Below are 17,264 nucleotides of genomic sequence, written 5' to 3' on the forward strand. Positions count from 1 at the left end.
CAGCCCACCCTAATGGGCAGGAGAAGATGCCTCCATGGAACGTGATCTGCGACTGGTCGACGTGGGCCGGCGCTACGGCTTACGGGGTCCCTGGGTGCTGCGCGGCATCGACCTGACCGTGTCCCCCGGGACCCTGGTCCGCCTGGAGGGCGCCAACGGCACCGGCAAGTCCACCCTCCTGCGCGTCCTCGCCGGGATCGACGCCCCGAGCGAGGGCCGGATCACCGGGCGCACCCGCACGGCGTACGTGCCCGAACGCTTCCCGTCGGCGCTGCCCTTCACCCCGTCCGGATACCTCACCCACCTCGGCAGCGTGCACGGCCTGTCGCGCGCGGCGGCCGCCCGGGCCGCGCAGCAGTGGCTGGAGCGGTTCGGCGCCGCCTCCTACGCCCGCACCCCGATGACACGGCTGTCCAAGGGCAGCAGCCAGAAGGTCGCGGTCGCCCAGGCGATGGTGGCCGAACCGGAGCTGCTGGTGCTCGACGAGGCGTGGACCGGCCTGGACGCCGACGCCCGCGCCGAACTGGAACGGGCCGTCGCCGAGCGCACCGCCGCCGGTGCGGCCGTCGTCTTCGTCGACCACGACCCACGCCGGCTGGAGGGGGTGCCCGACGCCACGTACACGGTGCGCGACGGCGCGCTCGGCCTGCGTACGGAACAAGCCGCTCCGGCGGCCGGCCCCGCCGTGCTCGTCGAGGTCCGCGGACCGGCCGGGGCCGCCCCGCCCGCCGACGCCGCCCGCTGGGCCACCGCCGTCGACGAGAGCGCGCCGGGTGCCCACCGGCTCACCGTCCCCGCGTCCCACTCGGACGTCCTGCTCCGTGCCCTGCTGACCGCCCGCCCGCCCTGGCACGTGGTGAGCGTCGCCCCCGCCGAGGAGAGCCGCCCGTGACCGCCCTCGTCCGCTACCAGGCCGCCCTGCTGATCCGCTCGCAGCGCTGGCTGCCGCCGTTCATCCTGTACGCCGGTTTCCTCGGGATCGGCATCCAGGGCGGGCAGCCGGTGCTCGACTCCCTCGGCTACGCGGCCGCGGCCCTGCTCCCCGTCGCCGCCTGGCTGGTGCGGATCTGCGTCACCAACGAGCCGCCCGCGGCCCGAGGGGTGGTCGCGGCGGCGACCACACCGGCGCGGGCGCATCTGGCCTGTCTGCTGGTGGCCCTGGCCTGCGCCACCGCACTGGGCGCGGCCGCGACCGTCGTCGTGACGCTGATCAGCGATCCGGTGGGCACCGACCACCGCACCCGGGTGCCGCCGCTGCCCGCGGCCGGTGCCGGGCTGCTCGTCGTCCTGGTCTGTGCCCTGCTCGGGGCGGCCGTCGGCGCGCTCACCGCCTGGCCGGTGCTGCGCTCGCCCGGCCGCGCGGTGCCCGCGCTGCTGCTCGCGGCCCTGCTGTCCCTGGTGGTGACCGGGTCCCCGGCGAACGCGGCGGTCGGCGGCCTGGTCACCGGCTCGCAGTCCGGGAAGGTGCCGGTGCCCCTGCTGCCCCTCGTCGCCGCCGTCCTGCTCACGGCCGCGGCGACCGCCGTGACCTGCGCGCTCACCTCCCGGCGAGCGCCGTGAGGGACCTGCGCGCTCACCTCCCGGCGAGCGCGGTGAGAGGTCCGTACGCCGCTTCCGGCCGGGGTCATCGCCTGCGGTCGGCGGCTCCGATCAGCTCGGACACCTTCACGAACCGGTAGCCCTGCTTGCGCAGCTCGGGCACGACCAGGCGCACGGCCCGCTCGGTCGCCGGGGCGGCGCTGCGCGTGCAGTGCATGACGACGACGGAGCCGGGCTTCACACCCTCCAGGACCTGCTTGGCCACGGCGTCGGAGTCCGTCGCGAACGCGTCCCCGCTCACCACGTCCCACTGCACCGCCGTGACGCCGGTGGCGCTCAGCGCGCGCAGCGCCTTCTGGTCGTAGCAGCCTCCGGGGAAGCGGAAGTACGGCATCGCGTCGTCCACCCCCGCCTTGCGGAAGGCGGTGTACGTCCGTTCCACCTCCGAGCGCATCCGGTCCTCGGACACGGTCGGCAGGCCGTAGCAGTCGCCGGTGAAGGCGTAGTGGCTGTAGGAGTGGTTGGCGATCTCGAACAGCGGGTCCCGGCCGATCGAGCGGGCCTGGATCGGGTACTCCTCGGCCCACCGCCCCGTCATGAACACGGTGGCCGGCACCTTCAGCGCCCGCAGTGTCGCGATGAGCTGCGGGTTGTCGAAGTGCTCGCCGGCCGCGGCGCGCGGCCCCTCGTCGGCGGTCATGTCGGCGTCGAAGGTCAGGGCGACGGTCCGGTCCGGTGTGCGGGGGCCGTTCTTGAAGACCGGGGTGAGACCGGCGGGCCCGGGCGCGAGGGTCGGTGGCCGCGAGACGGCGGGGGAGGGGGCCGGGGCGTGCTGCGGGGCATGGGGCGCCTGAGGGGCTTGCGGTGCTTGCGGCGTCTGTGGGACGGGGGAGGCGCTGGGGCTGTCGGTGCCGCAGGCGGCGAGGCCCGCCAGGGTGGCGCCCAGGGCGCAGGCGGTGATGAGACGGCGTACCGATGTGATCATCATATGAAGGTAGGGGCAGGCGGCTGATTAGTGTGCCTATATGCCTGCGGCGCGGTGGCGAAGTCACCCGGCCGGGTCTGGCCCGGCGGCTCACCGCTCGTCGGAGGGCGGGGGCGGCGGCTGCGGCGGATCCTCCGAGGGCGACGCTCCCGACGGCGCGGCCCCGTCCGGCGGAGCGGTCGACAGGGGTGGTTCCGGCAGCGCCGGTGCCGACGACGACGGTGGCAGCGGGGGTTGCGGGGAAGGCGCCGCGGTGCCCGGAGGCTGCTGCTGGGCCTTCTCCAGGAAGCGCAGCAGCTCCACGGGGAAGGGGAGCACGAGCGTGGAGTTCTTCTCGGCGGCGACCGCCACCACCGTCTGGAGCAGCCGCAGCTGGAGCGCGGCGGGCTGCTCGGACATCACCCCGGCGGCCTCCGCCAGCTTCTTGGACGCCTGGAGCTCGGCGTCCGCGTTGATGATCCGGGCCCGCCGCTCGCGGTCCGCCTCGGCCTGCCGGGCCATGGAGCGCTTCATCGACTCCGGCAGCGACACGTCCTTGATCTCCACCCGGTCGATCTGCACGCCCCAGCCGACGGCCGGGCTGTCGATCATCAGCTCGAGACCCTGGTTGAGCTTCTCCCGGTTGGACAGCAGGTCGTCGAGGTCGCTCTTGCCGATGATGGACCGCAGCGAGGTCTGCGCCATCTGCGAGACGGCGAACCGGTAGTCCTCGACGTTGATGATCGCGGCCGCCGCGTCGACGACCTTGAAGTAGACGACCGCGTCGACCCGCACCGTGACGTTGTCGTGCGTGATGCCCTCCTGGGCCGGCACCGGCAGCGTCACGATCTGCATGTTGACCTTGCGGAGCCGGTCGACCGCCGGGACGACCATCGTGAACCCCGGCTCACGCACCACCCGGACAGCCCGGCCGAGCCGGAAGACCACACCGCGCTCGTACTGCTTGACCACCCGTGCCGCCGCGGCGACGTACACCACACCGGCGGCCCCGACCGCCGCGGCCGCCGCCAGCAGCTCCTCGAACATGTCGACCTCCCTGGGAAGAGGTCTGAAATATCTGCTCCTGCAACGATATGCCCGATGTTCGGTCCGGGGCCATGTGCCGGATCCCGGACCGAACGCCGTCCGAGGCTCAGCCCGCGGTCACCGTCCCGGCCGCACCGGGAGCCTCACGGAGCGGGGGCGCCCTCCTGGCTCCGGTCGGCGGGCGCTCACAGCGCCTCGAACGAGTCGGTGTCCGCCCGGTGCTCGCGCACGGCCCCGGTGTGCACCTCGTAGTACCAGCCGCGCAGCCGCAGCCGGCCGTCCGCCAGGCGCTTCTGGACGCATGGGTAGGAGCGCAGCCGCAGCAGCTGGGCGAGGACGTGGTGCTGCACGCCCCCGGCGACGGTCGGGTCGTCCGGGTCCGCGGACGCCGGGTCGTCCGCGGCCTGCGCGAGCCAGTCGCGTACGGCGGGCACGGCGTCGAGGTCGTCGCCGCGCACCAGCGCGCCGACGGCGCCGCAGTGCGAGTGGCCGCAGACGACGACGTCCTGGACGCCGAGCACCTCCACGGCGTACTCGATGGTGGCCGCCTCGCCGGTGGGACGGCCGATGGTGTGCGGGGGCACGATGTTGCCCGCCGTGCGCAGCTCGAAGAGCTCGCCGGGGCGGGCGCCCGTGATCAGCGCCGGCACGACCCGGGAGTCGGAGCAGGTGATGAACAGGACCTGGGGGGACTGGCCGGCGGCGAGCTCGGCGAGCTGCTCGGGCCGCTGTCCGAACGTACGGGCGTTGTCGATGAGGGGTTGCATACGGATCACTCCTCCTGGCGCGCCGGTGCGCGTCGGGCTTGCGGGACAGGGTCGGACCGCTCTGTCGTGCTCAGCAGCGGAAGACCTGGAGGACTGCCGGAGAGTGCGCCGCCGGGGATCTCCAGGGGCGCCGCCCCGCGTCTTCGGCCCGGGGCGGGCGGGGAGCGGTCGCGGGGTCCCGGGCCGACGACGGGCGCTCGGGTTCCTGGGGTGCCGGGTCGGCGCGGGCGGCCAGGTGGTGCCGGTCGCGGGAGGTGTTGGCCGGACTCGCCTGCCGGGTGCGGTCGAGGGCGACGGCCGACTCGTCGCGCGGCGTCGTGCGCGTGAGGGCGGGGCCGGACCCGGCGTCGGCCTCGGCCTCGCCGTGCCGGGTGGGGTGCGCGGGCGCGAAGGACGCGGCCGGAGTGGAGAGGGACAGTGCGAGCAGGGCGGCGGTCAGCAGCGACAGCACGGTGCGAGCCGTCGTACCCCGGAGCATGGGCGCCCTCCGTCGGTCCTTTTCCCTGAATCAGGCCAATTACTGGTCAATGACCGGTCAAGAATATGCTAACCGGGCAAAGTCCCCTAATCGGGCAAAGCTGTCGCGGGCCGACGTGGCGCCGCGCCGCGGGGAATGCGTGCCCGGAGGGGGTGGCGGGGCGGGTGGTCGGGTCCGGACGACCCGCCCCCGCCCCGGGAGCGGGCGACCGGGACGCGTCGCGCCGTCAGGACTCGACGAGCCGCTTGGCGTCGCGGGCCAGCGCGGTCAGCCGGGATATCGCCCGGAAGTACTTCTTGCGGTAGCCGCCGTTGAGCATCTCCTCGCTGAACAGCCGGTCGAAGGGCTGTCCGGAGGCCAGGACGGGCACCTCGCGGTCGTAGAGCCGGTCCGCGAGCACGACGAGCCGCAGGGCCGTCGACTGGTCCGGCACCGGGCTGACGTCGGTCAGGCACACCGCCTTCACGCCGTCGGTCAGGGCGCCGTAGCGGCTGGGGTGGACGCGGGCCAGGTGGTCCAGCAGGTGCGGGAAGTCGTCGAGCGAGGCGCCGGCCGTCGCGTACGCCGCCTTCGTCACCTGTTCGTCGGAGTACGGTGCCGGTGCCTCGGGCAGGCCGCGGTGGCGGTAGTCCTCGCCGTCGATGCGCAGCGGGCGGAAGCGGGCGGACAGGCCCTGGATCTCCCGCAGGAAGTCGGCGGCCGCGAACCGGCCCTCGCCGAGCTTGCCCGGCAGGGTGTTGGAGGTGGCGGCCAGCGCGACGCCGGCGTCGACCAGCTTGCCGAGCAGCGTCGACACCAGGACCGTGTCACCGGGGTCGTCCAGTTCGAACTCGTCGATGCACAGCAGCCGGTGCCCGGAGAGCGTCTGCACCGTCTGCTGGAAGCCGAGGGCGCCGACCAGGTTCGTCAGCTCGACGAAGGTGCCGAACGCCTTGAGCGCGGGCTCGGCCGGGGTGGCGTGCCACAGGGAGGCCAGCAGGTGGGTCTTGCCGACGCCGTAACCGCCGTCGAGGTAGACCCCGCGAGGGCCCGCCGGGGTCTTGGGCGCCTTGGCCCTGCCGAACCCGAGGAACCCCCGTTTGGCGGTACCGGTGGAGTGCGCCCCGCCGAGTCCGGCGGCGAAGCCCTCCAGCACCCGCACGGCCTCGGTCTGGCTGGGCTGGTTCGGGTCCGGGATGTACGTGCTGAAGCGCACCGAGTCGAAGCGCGGCGGCGGCACCATCTCGGCGACCAGCCGGTCCGCGGGGACATGCGGGGCGCGGGCGCACAGGGACAGCGGGGCCGCGTCGGCTATGGGGCTGAGGCCGGGGGCGGAGGTGGAGGACGACACGGTTCACCACTCTAAGCTCCGTGCCAGACTGCACGGCATGCGACGCCTGTTCCCTGTGACCGACGAGACAGCGGCTCCCGCCTCCGACCAGGCGCGCGAGGCGCCCGCCGGGGGTCCGGCCGGCGTCGGGCGCGAGTGGAGCCTCGACGAGCTGGCCACCGCCTACGCCTATCCGGAGCGTACGCCCGGGGCCGCGTCCGGGACCGGTGGACCGTCCGCGGGGCCCCGGCCCTGGCTGCGCGCCAACATGGTCTCCACGCTCGACGGGGCCGCCCAGCACGACGGCCGCTCGCAGCCCATCTCCAACGCCGCCGACATGCGGATCTTCGGCACGTTGCGGGCGCTGGCGGATGTGGTGCTGGTGGGTGCGGAAACGGTACGTCAGGAGGGGTACCGTCCGGCGCGCGCGCGTGCCGAGTTCGCCGAGCGGCGCGCGGGCGCCGGGCAGGCCCCGGCGCCCGCCGTCGCGGTGGTCTCCGCCCGTCTGGACCTCGACTTCTCGCTCCCGCTGTTCACCGCGCCCCTGGTTCCCACCCTGATCCTCACCGGCGCCGCCGCGCCCCGGGACCGGATCGCGGCCGCGGAGAAGGCCGGCGCCCGGGTGCTGATCGCCGGTGACGGCGCGGGCGTGGACCCGGCCCGCGCGGTCCGGGCGCTGGCGGGGCTCGGCCACACCCGGCTGCTGACCGAGGGCGGCCCGCGGCTGCTGGGCCAGCTGGTGGCCGCCGGGGTCCTCGACGAGCTGTGCCTGACCGTCTCCCCCATGCTCACCGCCGGTGCCGCGCAGCGCATCGCGGGCGGCCCCCCGGTGACCGTGCCGAGCCGGTTCGCGCTGGTGTCCCTGCTGGAGGAGGACGGGTTCCTGTTCAGCCGGTACCGGCGGGTTTGACCGCCATCGGTGCGGGTCTGACCGAAAACGACGGAATGTGCCGTTCCGTTTATCTCCCGGCTGGGCACACTGAATCCGGCAGTACCCGTGCGATCACGGGGCAGGATGGTTTCCGCAGGGCCGTGCAAGGCCCCACGGAGGACAGAGGGCCGGCCGGGCCCTCGAAGGAGAAGAGGCGCCTGGTGTTCAGAAGCGTGCTGATGATCGAGAAGGCCCTGACGTCCGTCGACGTGGAGTTCGTGACCACGCTGCACGGCGAGGAGGCGGTCGTCTTCCATGTCCTGCTCCAGCCGCGCGGCGACCAGGCGGACCGCCTGCTGCGGGCCATCGACGACATCGCGCTCGGCGACCTCGACGACGCCGCCCGGGAGGGCGAGACGCCGGAGGGCGAGGCCGCGAAGGAGCCCGCGCAGCAAGCGCTCTCGGTGTCCCTGACGGCCCTGCGGGCGGCCGGCTGCGAGGCCGAGGGCCGGCTGGTCGAGGACCACCCGCTGGACGCCCTGAAGGCCCTGGTCGACGAGATCGGGGCCGACGAGGTGATCGTCCTGACCGATCCCCACTACGTGGAGGAGTTCTTCCACCGGGACTGGGCCTCCAGGGCCCGGCACAAGGTGGGGGTTCCGGTGCTGAAGCTGTTCTCGCACAGCAAGGCGTGAGGGGTACCCGGGGCGCCCGTCCGCCTGCCCTAGGCTTAGGGCTCACGTTCGCCGCACCACTCCAGGGAGACGCACATGGCCCCGGGCCTTCCTACCGCCATGGACCGACCGCACTTCATCGGCATCGGCGGCGCCGGGATGTCGGGCATCGCCAAGATCCTGGCCCGGCGCGGCGCGAAGGTGGCGGGCAGTGACGCCAAGGACTCGGAGACCGCGCAGGCGCTGCGGGCGCTGGGCGCGACCGTGCACATCGGACACGCCGCCGAGCACCTCGCCGACGACGCCAGCTGTGTGGTCGTCTCGTCGGCGATCCGCGCGGACAACCCGGAGCTGGCCCGCGCCGCGGCGCTGGGCATCCCCGTCGTCCACCGCTCGGACGCCCTCGCCCGGCTGATGGACGGCCTGCGGCCGATCGCCGTCGCGGGCACGCACGGCAAGACGACCACCACCTCGATGCTGGCGGTCTCCCTCTCCGAGCTGGGCCTGGACCCGTCGTACGCCATCGGCGGCGACCTGGACGCCCCCGGCTCCAACGCCGAGCACGGCGCGGGCGAGATCTTCGTCGCCGAGGCGGACGAATCGGACCGCAGCTTCCACAAGTACGCGCCCGAGGTCGCGATCATCCTCAACGTGGAGCTCGACCACCACGCCAACTACGCGTCGATGGAGGAGATCTACGAGTCCTTCGAGACGTTCGTCGACCGGATCACCGAGGGCGGCACGCTGGTGGTCTCGGCCGACCACGAGGGCGCGCGGGAGCTGACCCGCCGGGTCACCGCGGACGGCGTGCGGGTGGTGACGTACGGCGAGGCCGAGGACGCCGACGTGCGGATCCTGTCCGTGCTGCCGCAGGGCCTCAAGAGCCAGGTCACGGTAGTGCTGGAGGGCCAGGAGGTCACCTTCGCCGTCTCCGTCCCCGGCCGGCACTACGCGAGCAACGCGGTGGCCGCGCTGGCGGCGGGCGTCGCGCTGGGTGTCCCGGTGTCCGAGCTGGCCCCGGCGCTGGCCGCGTACACCGGCGTCAAGCGCCGGCTCCAGCTCAAGGGCGAGGCGGCCGGGGTCCAGGTCGTCGACTCCTACGCGCACCACCCCACCGAGATGTCGGCCGACCTGGAGGCGATGCGCGCCGCCGTCGGCGACGCGCGCATCCTGGTGGTCTTCCAGCCCCACCTCTTCTCCCGGACGCAGGAGCTCGGCAAGGAGATGGGCCAGGCCCTCGCCCTCGCGGACGCCTCGGTCGTGCTCGACATCTACCCGGCCCGTGAGGACCCGATCCCGGGCGTCACCAGCGAGCTGATCATCGAGGCCGCGCGGGCGGCCGGCGCGGACGTGACGGCGGTGCACGACAAGGCCGGGGTGCCGGGCGTCGTCGCGGGAATGGCCGGCCCCGGCGATCTCGTTCTCACCATGGGCGCGGGCGACGTGACGGACCTGGGCCCGCAGATCCTGGACCGCCTGTCGCGGGCCTGACCGAGAACCAGAGGGGCTGAGCTTCATGTCGTACGACGTCGAAAAGCCGGACGAGCAGTGGCGTGCGGAGCTGACCCCGGCCGAATACGCCGTGCTGCGCCAGGCCGCGACCGAGCCCGCCTTCACCGGTGAGTACACCGACACCAAGTCCAAGGGCGTCTACTCCTGCCGCGCGTGCGGTGCGGAGCTGTTCACCTCGGAGACGAAGTTCGAGTCGCACTGCGGCTGGCCCTCCTTCTTCGACCCGAAGGACACCGACGCGGTCGAGCTGATCGCGGACCGCTCGCACGGGATGGTGCGCACGGAGGTGCGCTGCGCCCGCTGTGGATCGCACCTCGGCCATGTCTTCGAGGGCGAGGGCTATCCGACGCCCACCGACCAGCGGTACTGCATCAACAGCATCTCGCTGCGGCTGGCACCGGACGCGAGCTGACCGCGACCGTTCGACTCCGGACCGGCTGACGCCGGACCGCCTGACGCCGGACCGCCTGACGCCCACACGGAGAATTCCGTGCGGGCGTCGTCGCGTTCTTCGGACCCGAGTGCGTCAGGTCGAGATCCGGCGACGGGAAGCGGTTTCCGGACATGGCCGCTTGCGCCTCCGTAATACGCGTCATACGGTTGCCGTATGGCGAAGACCCGGATCAGCATCAGCCTGGAGCAGGCGCAGGCCGAGCGCATCAGACAGCACGCGGAGCGGTCGGGTATGGATGTCTCGGCGTACCTGGTGCATGCGGCGATCCGGCAGATGGCCGAGAGCGATGCCATAGAGGAGCAGTTCGCCGGGGTGGATGCGCTGATCGCCCGGGCGGAGCGGGAGGCGGCCGACCTGCCGGAGGAGCCCGTCGGGGTGCCGGGGGCACTGACGGAGCAGGAGCGCCGCGAGGTCGAGGAGGCGCTCGGGCTCGTGCACGGCCGGGACCGGCAGGGGCGGCGGCCGGGGCATGCCGCGTGAGCGCTCGGGTGCCGGTCTATGACACCGGCATGCTCATCGCGCTCGCCGACGGCAAGGCGAAGGCGATCGCACTCCATGAAGGTCTGCGGACGGCCCCGCACCGGGCACTGGTGCTCGGTCCGGTTCTCGCCCAGGTGTGGCGACCCCGTCCGGCGCTGGTGCACTCCCTGTCCGGGGTGCTCAAGGACTGCACCGTCCCGCAGGCCCGCACGTCCGAGCCGCCGATGCGGGAGACGAAGGCGGGCCGTCCGGAATGCCTGGCCTGCGCCACGGGCCCGGACCTGGTCGACTGGCGGCGCATCGGCAGTGCGCTGGGGCAGGCGGCCCTCCCGGTGAAGAAGCGGCCGGACGCGGTCGACGCCTGGGTGGCGCTCGCCGCCGCCCGACACGGCAGCGCGGTCGTCTTCACCAGTGACCCGGAGGACATCCGCGCGTACCTGGAGGTGCTGGCTCCGCCGGACGTGCATGTGGTCGCCGTCTGACGACGGGGCCGCCGCGGCCGCCCTCCGCGATCAGGCCTCCCGCTGCGATCGGCCGGCCCCGCGTGCCGTCAGCTGGACTCGCGCACGACCAGCCGGCACGGGACGGTGTGCACGCCCGGGGCCGGGCCGGAGTCGATGGCCTCCAGCAGGCGCAGCGCGGCGATCCGGCCGATCTCGGCGAGGTCCATGTCGATCGTGGTGAGCGGCGGGCGGCAGGCCAGGGCCATGGTGTCCCAGTTGTCGTAGCCGATGACCGCGATGTCACCGGGCACGCCCACCCCCCGTTCCCGCAGTGCGTCCGCCGCGCCGCGGGCGATCTGGTCGTTGCCGCAGAAGAAGGCGTCCGTGTCCGGGGCCGTACGCAGGACCGCCTCGGCGGCGCGCCGCCCCCACGCCTCGCTCCACTCGCCGTAGTGCACCCGACCCGTCGCCAGACCGAGCGAGGCACGCTCCAGGTGCTCGACCGCGTGCCGCGCGCGGTCCCGGGCCGCCGCGTGGTGCTCCGGGCCCGTGAGGTGGGCGATCCGGGTGCGGCCGGTGGACAGCAGATGCTCCATCGCGAGCCGGGCCCCGCCCCGGTCGTCGGACACCACCGAGGTGTCGGCCGGGTCGGTGGAGGGCGAGAGCGCGTAGACGATGGGGACGGCGTCGACCCCGGCCAGCGGCCCGCGCGGATCCGTACGGCGGCCGGTGACGATGATGCCGTCGACGCGGCGCTCCATCAGGTTGCGCAGATGGTGCTGCTCCCGGATCGCGTCGCCGCGCGTGTCGCACAGCAGCACCGAGATCTTCCCGGCCCCGAGCGCGTCCTCGGCGCCCAGCAGCACGGGGGTGCTGAAGCGGCCGATGCCGTCGGTGGTCATCAGCCCGACCGTCCAGCTGCGGCCGGTGTGCAGGCTCTGCGCCAGCTGGTTGGGCCGGAACCCGAGCTCCTCCACGGCGTCCAGGACCCGCTGCCGGGTCTCGGGCCGCATCCGCCCACCACCGCTCAGCGCCTTCGACGCCGTGCCCACGCTGACCCCGGCCAGCGCGGCGACATCGGTGAGCTTGGCCCGGACTGCGGCGGGAGAACGCGGAGCGGCTTCGGTCACGAGCAATCCTTTTCTCGTACGACGTCACGGCCGATCCGTGCGCGCGGGGCGGCGGCATCGGCGCCATCCATCCTGACAGCCGACCCGGCCGAGTTCCAGCCTGGGAGCGTACGGAGAAAAATCCCGCACGGCCCTTGACCCCCGTCCCCTGGCTCCCCTCTACTTTGGCGCGAGAGAAAACGGTTGCTCAATTATTTGCCCACGCGCTTCGTGTCTCCCGCTTCCCCGACCGAGCCCCACCAGAGCCCGTGCTCCAGAGCCCGCCCTTCAGAGCCCCGCCCGCCCTCCAGAAGCCCGCGCCCCGCATCCCCTCCCACCTCCCGGAGAGCCATGCCCCGCACTCGCTCCGCCCTGCTCCCGACGGGACCGGTCCGCCTCGGCCCGGACGCCCGTACCGCACTGCGGCCCGCCGTCGCCGAGGTGCGCTCCGGCTTCTGGCACACCCGCCGCGAGACCAACGCGCGCACCTCGATCCCCCAAGGTCCCGGCCTGCTGGAGTCCGCCGGGAACCTGCACAACCTGCGGCTGGCGGCAGGCACGGCGCAGGGCGACTTCCGGGGTGCCTACCCCTTCGTCGACACCGACGTCTACAAGTGGCTGGAGGCCGCCGCCTGGCAGCTGGCCCAGGAGCCGGCCGCGGAGCTGGCGGCCCATACCGACCGGATCGTCGCGCTGGTCGCGGACGCCCAGCAGCCCGACGGCTACCTCAACACCTGGTTCCAGCTCCGCCGGGGCGGCGAGCGCTACCAGGATCTGCGCTGGGGGCACGAGCTGTACTGCGCGGGCCATCTGATCCAGGCGGCGGTGGCCCACCACCGCGCCACCGGACGGGACGAACTGCTCACCGTGGCGCGCCGGTTCGCCGACCATCTGGACGCCACCTTCGGCCCGCCCGGCAGCGGGCGGCCGATCGACGGCGTCGACGGCCACCCCGAGGTGGAGACCGCCCTGGTCGAGCTGTACCGGGAGACCGGCGAACGCCGCTACCTCGACCTCGCCGGTTACTTCGTCGACCGCTACGGCCACGGCCTGCTCGGCGGCGAGGCCTACTGCCAGGACCGGGTGCCGCTGCGCGAGGCGACCGACGTCGAGGGACACGCCGTACGCCAGCTGTATCTGCTGGCCGGGGCGACGGACCTGGCCACCGAGACCGGCGACGCCGGACTGCGCGCCGCCGCCGAACGGCTGTGGCGGGCCATGACCGCCACCAAGACGCACCTCACCGGCGGGCTCGGCGCCCACCACGACGAGGAGGACTTCGGCGACCCGTTCGAACTGCCCACCGAACGCGCCTACTGCGAGACCTGCGCCGCCATCGCCTCCGTCCAGTGGAGCTGGCGCCTGGCCCTGCTCACCGGCGAGAGCCGCTACGGCGACCTGATCGAACGCACCCTCTACAACGGCTTCCTGGCGGGCGTCTCGCTGGACGGCGAGAGCTGGCTGTACGTCAATCCGCTCCAGGTCCGCGACGGGCACACCGACCCCGGCGGCGACCAGTCGGCCCGCCGCACCCGCTGGTTCCGCTGCGCGTGCTGCCCGCCGAACGCGATGAGGCTGCTCGCGTCCCTCGGGCACTATCTCTCGTCCGTCGACGCGGACGGCCTCCAGATCCACCAGTACGTCACCGGCCGCTACCGCGGCGACCTCGACGGCACGCCCGTCACCGTGGCCGCCGAGACCGACTACCCCTGGCACGGCGTGATCTCCCTGACGGTGGAGGAAACCCCGCGGGACCGGCCCTGGACCCTGTCGCTGCGCATCCCGCAGTGGTGCGGCGAGTACCGCGTGCGGCACGGGTCCCGGACGTACGACCGGACGGACGCCCCGGTCACGGACGGCTGGCTGCGGCTGACCGGGACCTGGGCCCCGGGCGACCGGGTCGTCCTGGAACTGGTTCTGGAACCCCGCCTCACCGCGGCCGATCCGCGCGTGGACGCCGTACGCGGCTGCGTCGCGGTGGAACGCGGGCCGCTCGTGTACTGCCTGGAGCAGGTGGACCACGCGGGTGGCGGCCTGGACGACATCGTCCTCGACCCGACCCGTCCGCTCGCCGTGAAGCACCGCCCCGACCTGCTCGGCGGTGTCACCACGGTGGTGGCCGCCGGACACCGCCGACCGCTCCAGGACACCGGCTGGTGGCCGTACCTGCCCGCGGCGGCGGCGGCCGGCGCCGGGCGTCCGGCGGGCGACCCCGTCGAGCTGACCGCGATCCCGTACTACGCCTGGGCCAACCGGCGGGACGGCAGCATGCGCGTCTGGCTGCCGACCTCCTGAACCCACCCGTCCTCCCCGACCCGCTTCCCGCGCCTGCCTTTTGAAGCCCGTCCCGTCCCGCTCTCCTCCCGCATCCACGACAACGAGGTCACCGCAATGAGAAGCACCCGCCGCACCCTCCTCGCCTGCCTCGCCGCCGTCGGCACCCTGGTCCCCGTCTCCGCCTGCGGGGGCGGCGGCTCGGGCTCCTCCGGCTCCTCCGCCGACTCGGCGACGTACACGTTCTGGGACCCGTACCCGCAGTTCGACGCCTCCTCGGACTGGGGAAAGCGCGTCGCCCGGTGCGGCACCGAGGCCGGAGTGACCGTCAAGCGCACCGGATACGACACCACGGACCTGGGCAACAAGGCGCTGCTCGCCGCCCAGCAGGGCAACGCCCCCGACGTGATGCTCGTGGACAACCCGGTCGTCTCCACGCTGGTGGAGGCCGGGATCCTCAACAAGACGAGCGACCTCGGGTTGGACACGTCCGCGATGCAGCAGAACATCATCGGCGCGGGCACCCTTGACGGCGCCTCCTACGGGGTGCCGATCGGCGCCAACACCCTGGCGATCTACTACAACAAGAAGATCCTGACCGCCGCGGGTGTCGACCCCGCCTCCGTCAAGGACTGGGCGTCGCTGACGGCCGCCCTGAAGAAGGTCGCCGCGGCCGGCAAGAAGGGCATCACCTTCTCCGCGATCAACACGGAGGAAGGCAGCTTCCAGTTCCTGCCGTGGTTCTGGGGCGCCGGTGCCGACCTCAAGGACCTCGATTCCGCACAGGCGGTCGCCGCGCTGACGCTGTGGAAGCAGTGGGTCGACGCCGGCTACGCGCCCAAGGACGTGCTCCAGAACACCCAGACCACCAGCTGGCAGGAGTTCGCCACCGGCGAGTACGCCTTCGCCGAGAACGGCACCTGGCAGCTGGCCAACGCCGAGAAGGCCGGATTCGAGTACGGGGTCGTCGGCATCCCCGGACAGCACGGCGGTGCGGCGCCGGTGCCGACGGGCGGCGAGTTCGTCACCGTGCCCGTGCAGCAGGACACCGCCCGCTACGACGTCAGCGAGAAGATCGTCACCTGTCTGACCAGCTCGGAGAACCTGCTGGCCAGCGACACCGCGCTGACGTACGTGGCCCCCACCGCCGCCGTGCAGAGCCGGCAGGTCGCGGCGAACCCGAAGCTCCGGCCGTGGGTCGAGGCCGTGGCCGCCGCCCGCGGCCGAACCAGCGGCGGCCTCGGCACCAGGTACCCCACCATCTCGCAGCCCCTGTGGACCGCGGTGCAGTCGGCGCTGTCCGGCGGCAGCAGCCCGAAGGCCGCCCTCGCCACCGCGCAGACGGCGGCCGGGAACGCCAAGGGCTGACCGAGGGCCGACACCGGTCCGGAACCGGCTCGGCGGCCGAGCCGCCGACAGGCAAGCAGCAGGCAAGCAGCACCCGCATCCAGGAGTTCGTATGACCATCGCCCGAGCCGACCGCCTGCCGGGGCGGTCACCGGCCGGAGCCGGGGCGACGGGCGCCGCCGGCCGACGCGACGGGGCGGCCCGCCGCGGGCGCCGCCGGAGCCGGCTGACCGCGTCGGCCTTCGTCGCCCCGCTCGTCGTCTACCTCGTCGCCTTCTACCTCTACCCGCTCTACCGCAACCTCGACCTGAGCCTGCGGCACTACACGGTCCGGTCCTTCGTCGCGGGCGACGCCCCGTTCTCGGGCTGGGACAACTTCGCCCGGGTGCTGGACGATCCGGCCTTCGGACCCGCGCTGCGCCACACCATGGTCTTCACCTTCGTGTCCATCGCCCTCCAGTACACGGCCGGGCTGGCCCTCGCGGTCTTCTTCGACCGGCACTTCCGCCTCGCCGGCACCCTGCGGGCGCTGTTCCTGGTCCCGTGGCTGCTGCCGCTGATCGTGTCGGCGTCCACCTGGTCATGGATGCTCAACAGCGAGTCGGGCGTGGTCAACTACGCCCTCCACCTGGTCGGCCTGCCGCCCGTCGACTGGCTGACCTCGCCGGACCGGGCACTCATCTCGGTGATCATCGCCAACGTCTGGATCGGCATCCCGTTCAACCTGGTCATCCTGCACAGCGGACTCCAGAACATCCCCCGGGAGCTGTACGAGGCCGCCGCGCTGGACGGGGCGAGCGGCACCCGGCAGTTCCGGAGCATCACCTTCCCCCTGCTGCGCCCGGTCTCGGCGATCACCCTGCTGCTGGGCCTGGTCTACACGCTCAAGGTGTTCGACCTGATCTGGATCATGACCAAGGGCGGCCCGGGCGACTCCTCGTCCACCCTGGCCACCTGGTCGTACCAGCTCGGATTCGGCACCCTGCTGCCGCAGTTCGGCCCCGGCGCCGCCGTCGGCAACATCCTCGTCCTGATCGCGCTCGTCTTCGGTCTGCTGTACATCCGCGTCCAGAGGAGGCAGGAGACGTGACCTCCCGCACCGGCTCCCACCGGCACACCGTCATCGGCGTCCTGCTCACCGCGCTCATGCTGTTCCCGGTGTACTGGATGCTCAACGTGTCCCTCACCCCGCAGTCGGACATGCGCAAGTCCCCGCCCGACCTGCTCCCGCTGCACCCCACCTTCGAGGGCTACCGGGCTGTCCTGCGCGACCAGTTGCCCTGTCTCGGCACCAGCCTGCTCATCGGCCTCGGCACGGTCGCCCTCACCCTCGTCCTGGCCGCCCCGGCCGGTTACTCGCTGGCGAAGCTGCGTCCGCGCGGCGGCGGCCTGCTGAGCCTGGCCCTGCTGATCGCGCAGATGATCCCGGGCATCGTCATGGCGATGGGCTTCTACGGGATCTTCCTCAACGCCGGGCTGCTGAACTCCTGGTGGGGCCTGATCGTCGCGGACTCCACCATCTCCGTGCCCTTCGGCGTCATGATCTTCGCGGCGTTCATGTCGGGCATCCCCGACGAACTCACCGCCGCCGCCCGGATCGACGGCGCGGGCGCGCTGCGCGTCTTCTGGTCCGTCGTGCTGCCGGTGAGCCGCAACGCCGTGGTCACCGTCTCGCTGTTCGGCTTCCTGTGGGCCTGGTCCGACTTCGTCTTCGCCAACACCCTCGACGGCGGCGGCGACCTGCGCCCGATCACCCTCGGCATCTACCACTACATCGGCAACAACAACCAGGAATGGAACGCGATCATGGCCACCGCCGTCGTCGCGTCCGTACCCGCCGCCGTCCTTCTCGTCCTCGCGCAGCGGTACGTCGCCGCCGGGGTCACCGCGGGCGCGGTCAAGGACTGACCGGGACGTCAGCCGTACCGCCGCTCCCCCCGCTCCACCTCCCTTCCGCCCCCCTTCCGTGAGGAGAGCCGCCACCCATGTCCGCTCC

18 protein-coding genes are annotated in these 17,264 nt (G+C 73.1%); 12 read left to right on the forward strand and 6 right to left on the reverse strand.

Annotated elements, in window-relative coordinates; all coding sequences use genetic code 11:
* The first annotated feature begins 34 nt into the window (after nucleotides 1–34).
* Both ACWC24_RS08700 and ACWC24_RS08705 read left to right on the forward strand, forming a co-directional pair.
* The gene (locus tag ACWC24_RS08700; protein ID WP_450662090.1) at nucleotides 35–892 is read left to right on the forward strand and encodes an ABC transporter ATP-binding protein; all 858 of its coding nucleotides are present in this window, start codon (nucleotides 35–37) and stop codon (nucleotides 890–892) included.
* Nucleotides 889–1,560: an ABC transporter gene (locus ACWC24_RS08705; RefSeq protein ID WP_450662091.1), complete on the forward strand. Its 672-nt coding sequence runs from the start codon at nucleotides 889–891 to the stop codon at nucleotides 1,558–1,560. The genes ACWC24_RS08700 and ACWC24_RS08705 overlap by 4 nt, the downstream gene beginning before the upstream one ends.
* A gap of 64 nt (nucleotides 1,561–1,624) precedes the next feature.
* Here ACWC24_RS08705 and ACWC24_RS08710 read toward each other — a convergent pair whose 3' ends face one another.
* From ACWC24_RS08710 to zapE, 5 genes are all read right to left on the reverse strand, one after another.
* A complete protein-coding gene (locus tag ACWC24_RS08710; protein WP_450662092.1) occupies nucleotides 1,625–2,524 on the reverse strand; it encodes a polysaccharide deacetylase family protein in 900 nt (299 codons plus the stop codon).
* A 90-nt stretch (nucleotides 2,525–2,614) separates the two neighbouring features.
* Nucleotides 2,615–3,550, reverse strand: coding sequence for a slipin family protein (locus tag ACWC24_RS08715; RefSeq protein ID WP_450662093.1), 936 nt, complete (start codon nucleotides 3,548–3,550; stop codon nucleotides 2,615–2,617).
* Nucleotides 3,551–3,735: 185 nt separating this feature from the next.
* The gene (locus ACWC24_RS08720; RefSeq protein WP_450662094.1) at nucleotides 3,736–4,317 is read right to left on the reverse strand and encodes a carbonic anhydrase; all 582 of its coding nucleotides are present in this window, start codon (nucleotides 4,315–4,317) and stop codon (nucleotides 3,736–3,738) included.
* 70 nt (nucleotides 4,318–4,387) lie between these two features.
* Nucleotides 4,388–4,795 carry a hypothetical protein gene (locus tag ACWC24_RS08725; RefSeq protein WP_450662095.1) on the reverse strand — a complete coding sequence of 136 codons (408 nt, stop codon included), beginning with the start codon at nucleotides 4,793–4,795 and terminating at the stop codon, nucleotides 4,388–4,390.
* A 226-nt stretch (nucleotides 4,796–5,021) separates the two neighbouring features.
* Nucleotides 5,022–6,125 carry a cell division protein ZapE gene (zapE, locus tag ACWC24_RS08730; protein ID WP_450662096.1) on the reverse strand — a complete coding sequence of 368 codons (1,104 nt, stop codon included), beginning with the start codon at nucleotides 6,123–6,125 and terminating at the stop codon, nucleotides 5,022–5,024.
* Nucleotides 6,126–6,162: 37 nt separating this feature from the next.
* Here zapE and ACWC24_RS08735 point away from each other — a divergent pair, with 37 nt between their 5' ends.
* From ACWC24_RS08735 to ACWC24_RS08760, 6 genes are all read left to right on the forward strand, one after another.
* The gene (locus ACWC24_RS08735; protein ID WP_450662097.1) at nucleotides 6,163–7,014 is read left to right on the forward strand and encodes a pyrimidine reductase family protein; all 852 of its coding nucleotides are present in this window, start codon (nucleotides 6,163–6,165) and stop codon (nucleotides 7,012–7,014) included.
* Between the two features lie 200 nt (nucleotides 7,015–7,214).
* Complete coding sequence (locus ACWC24_RS08740) at nucleotides 7,215–7,670, forward strand: indole-3-glycerol phosphate synthase (protein ID WP_152895143.1); 456 nt, start codon at nucleotides 7,215–7,217, stop codon at nucleotides 7,668–7,670.
* Between the two features lie 75 nt (nucleotides 7,671–7,745).
* Complete coding sequence (gene murC / locus ACWC24_RS08745; RefSeq protein WP_450662098.1) at nucleotides 7,746–9,140, forward strand: UDP-N-acetylmuramate--L-alanine ligase; 1,395 nt, start codon at nucleotides 7,746–7,748, stop codon at nucleotides 9,138–9,140.
* A gap of 25 nt (nucleotides 9,141–9,165) precedes the next feature.
* Complete coding sequence (gene msrB, locus ACWC24_RS08750) at nucleotides 9,166–9,573, forward strand: peptide-methionine (R)-S-oxide reductase MsrB (RefSeq protein WP_450662099.1); 408 nt, start codon at nucleotides 9,166–9,168, stop codon at nucleotides 9,571–9,573.
* A gap of 195 nt (nucleotides 9,574–9,768) precedes the next feature.
* The gene (locus ACWC24_RS08755) at nucleotides 9,769–10,095 is read left to right on the forward strand and encodes a plasmid mobilization protein (protein ID WP_450662100.1); all 327 of its coding nucleotides are present in this window, start codon (nucleotides 9,769–9,771) and stop codon (nucleotides 10,093–10,095) included.
* Between the two features lie 8 nt (nucleotides 10,096–10,103).
* On the forward strand, nucleotides 10,104–10,577 hold the full coding sequence (locus ACWC24_RS08760) for a hypothetical protein (RefSeq protein ID WP_450662101.1): 474 nt from the start codon (nucleotides 10,104–10,106) through the stop codon (nucleotides 10,575–10,577).
* 68 nt (nucleotides 10,578–10,645) lie between these two features.
* On the opposite strand, the gene ACWC24_RS08765 is transcribed toward ACWC24_RS08760, so the two are convergent.
* Nucleotides 10,646–11,668: a LacI family DNA-binding transcriptional regulator gene (locus tag ACWC24_RS08765; RefSeq protein WP_450662102.1), complete on the reverse strand. Its 1,023-nt coding sequence runs from the start codon at nucleotides 11,666–11,668 to the stop codon at nucleotides 10,646–10,648.
* Between the two features lie 330 nt (nucleotides 11,669–11,998).
* On the opposite strand from ACWC24_RS08765, the gene ACWC24_RS08770 reads away from it, so the two are divergent.
* The 4 genes from ACWC24_RS08770 (at nucleotide 11,999) to ACWC24_RS08785 (ending at nucleotide 17,176) form a co-directional block, all read left to right on the forward strand.
* Complete coding sequence (locus ACWC24_RS08770) at nucleotides 11,999–13,942, forward strand: glycoside hydrolase family 127 protein (protein WP_450662103.1); 1,944 nt, start codon at nucleotides 11,999–12,001, stop codon at nucleotides 13,940–13,942.
* Between the two features lie 96 nt (nucleotides 13,943–14,038).
* Nucleotides 14,039–15,289 carry a sugar ABC transporter substrate-binding protein gene (locus tag ACWC24_RS08775; RefSeq protein ID WP_450662104.1) on the forward strand — a complete coding sequence of 417 codons (1,251 nt, stop codon included), beginning with the start codon at nucleotides 14,039–14,041 and terminating at the stop codon, nucleotides 15,287–15,289.
* Nucleotides 15,290–15,380: 91 nt separating this feature from the next.
* Nucleotides 15,381–16,358: a carbohydrate ABC transporter permease gene (locus ACWC24_RS08780; RefSeq protein ID WP_450662105.1), complete on the forward strand. Its 978-nt coding sequence runs from the start codon at nucleotides 15,381–15,383 to the stop codon at nucleotides 16,356–16,358.
* Entirely contained in the window at nucleotides 16,355–17,176 is an 822-nt protein-coding gene (locus ACWC24_RS08785) for a carbohydrate ABC transporter permease (RefSeq protein WP_450662106.1), read from the forward strand. The genes ACWC24_RS08780 and ACWC24_RS08785 overlap by 4 nt, the downstream gene beginning before the upstream one ends.
* The last annotated feature ends 88 nt before the right edge of the window (nucleotides 17,177–17,264 follow it).

Source organism: Streptomyces sp. NPDC001443, assembly GCF_053597355.1.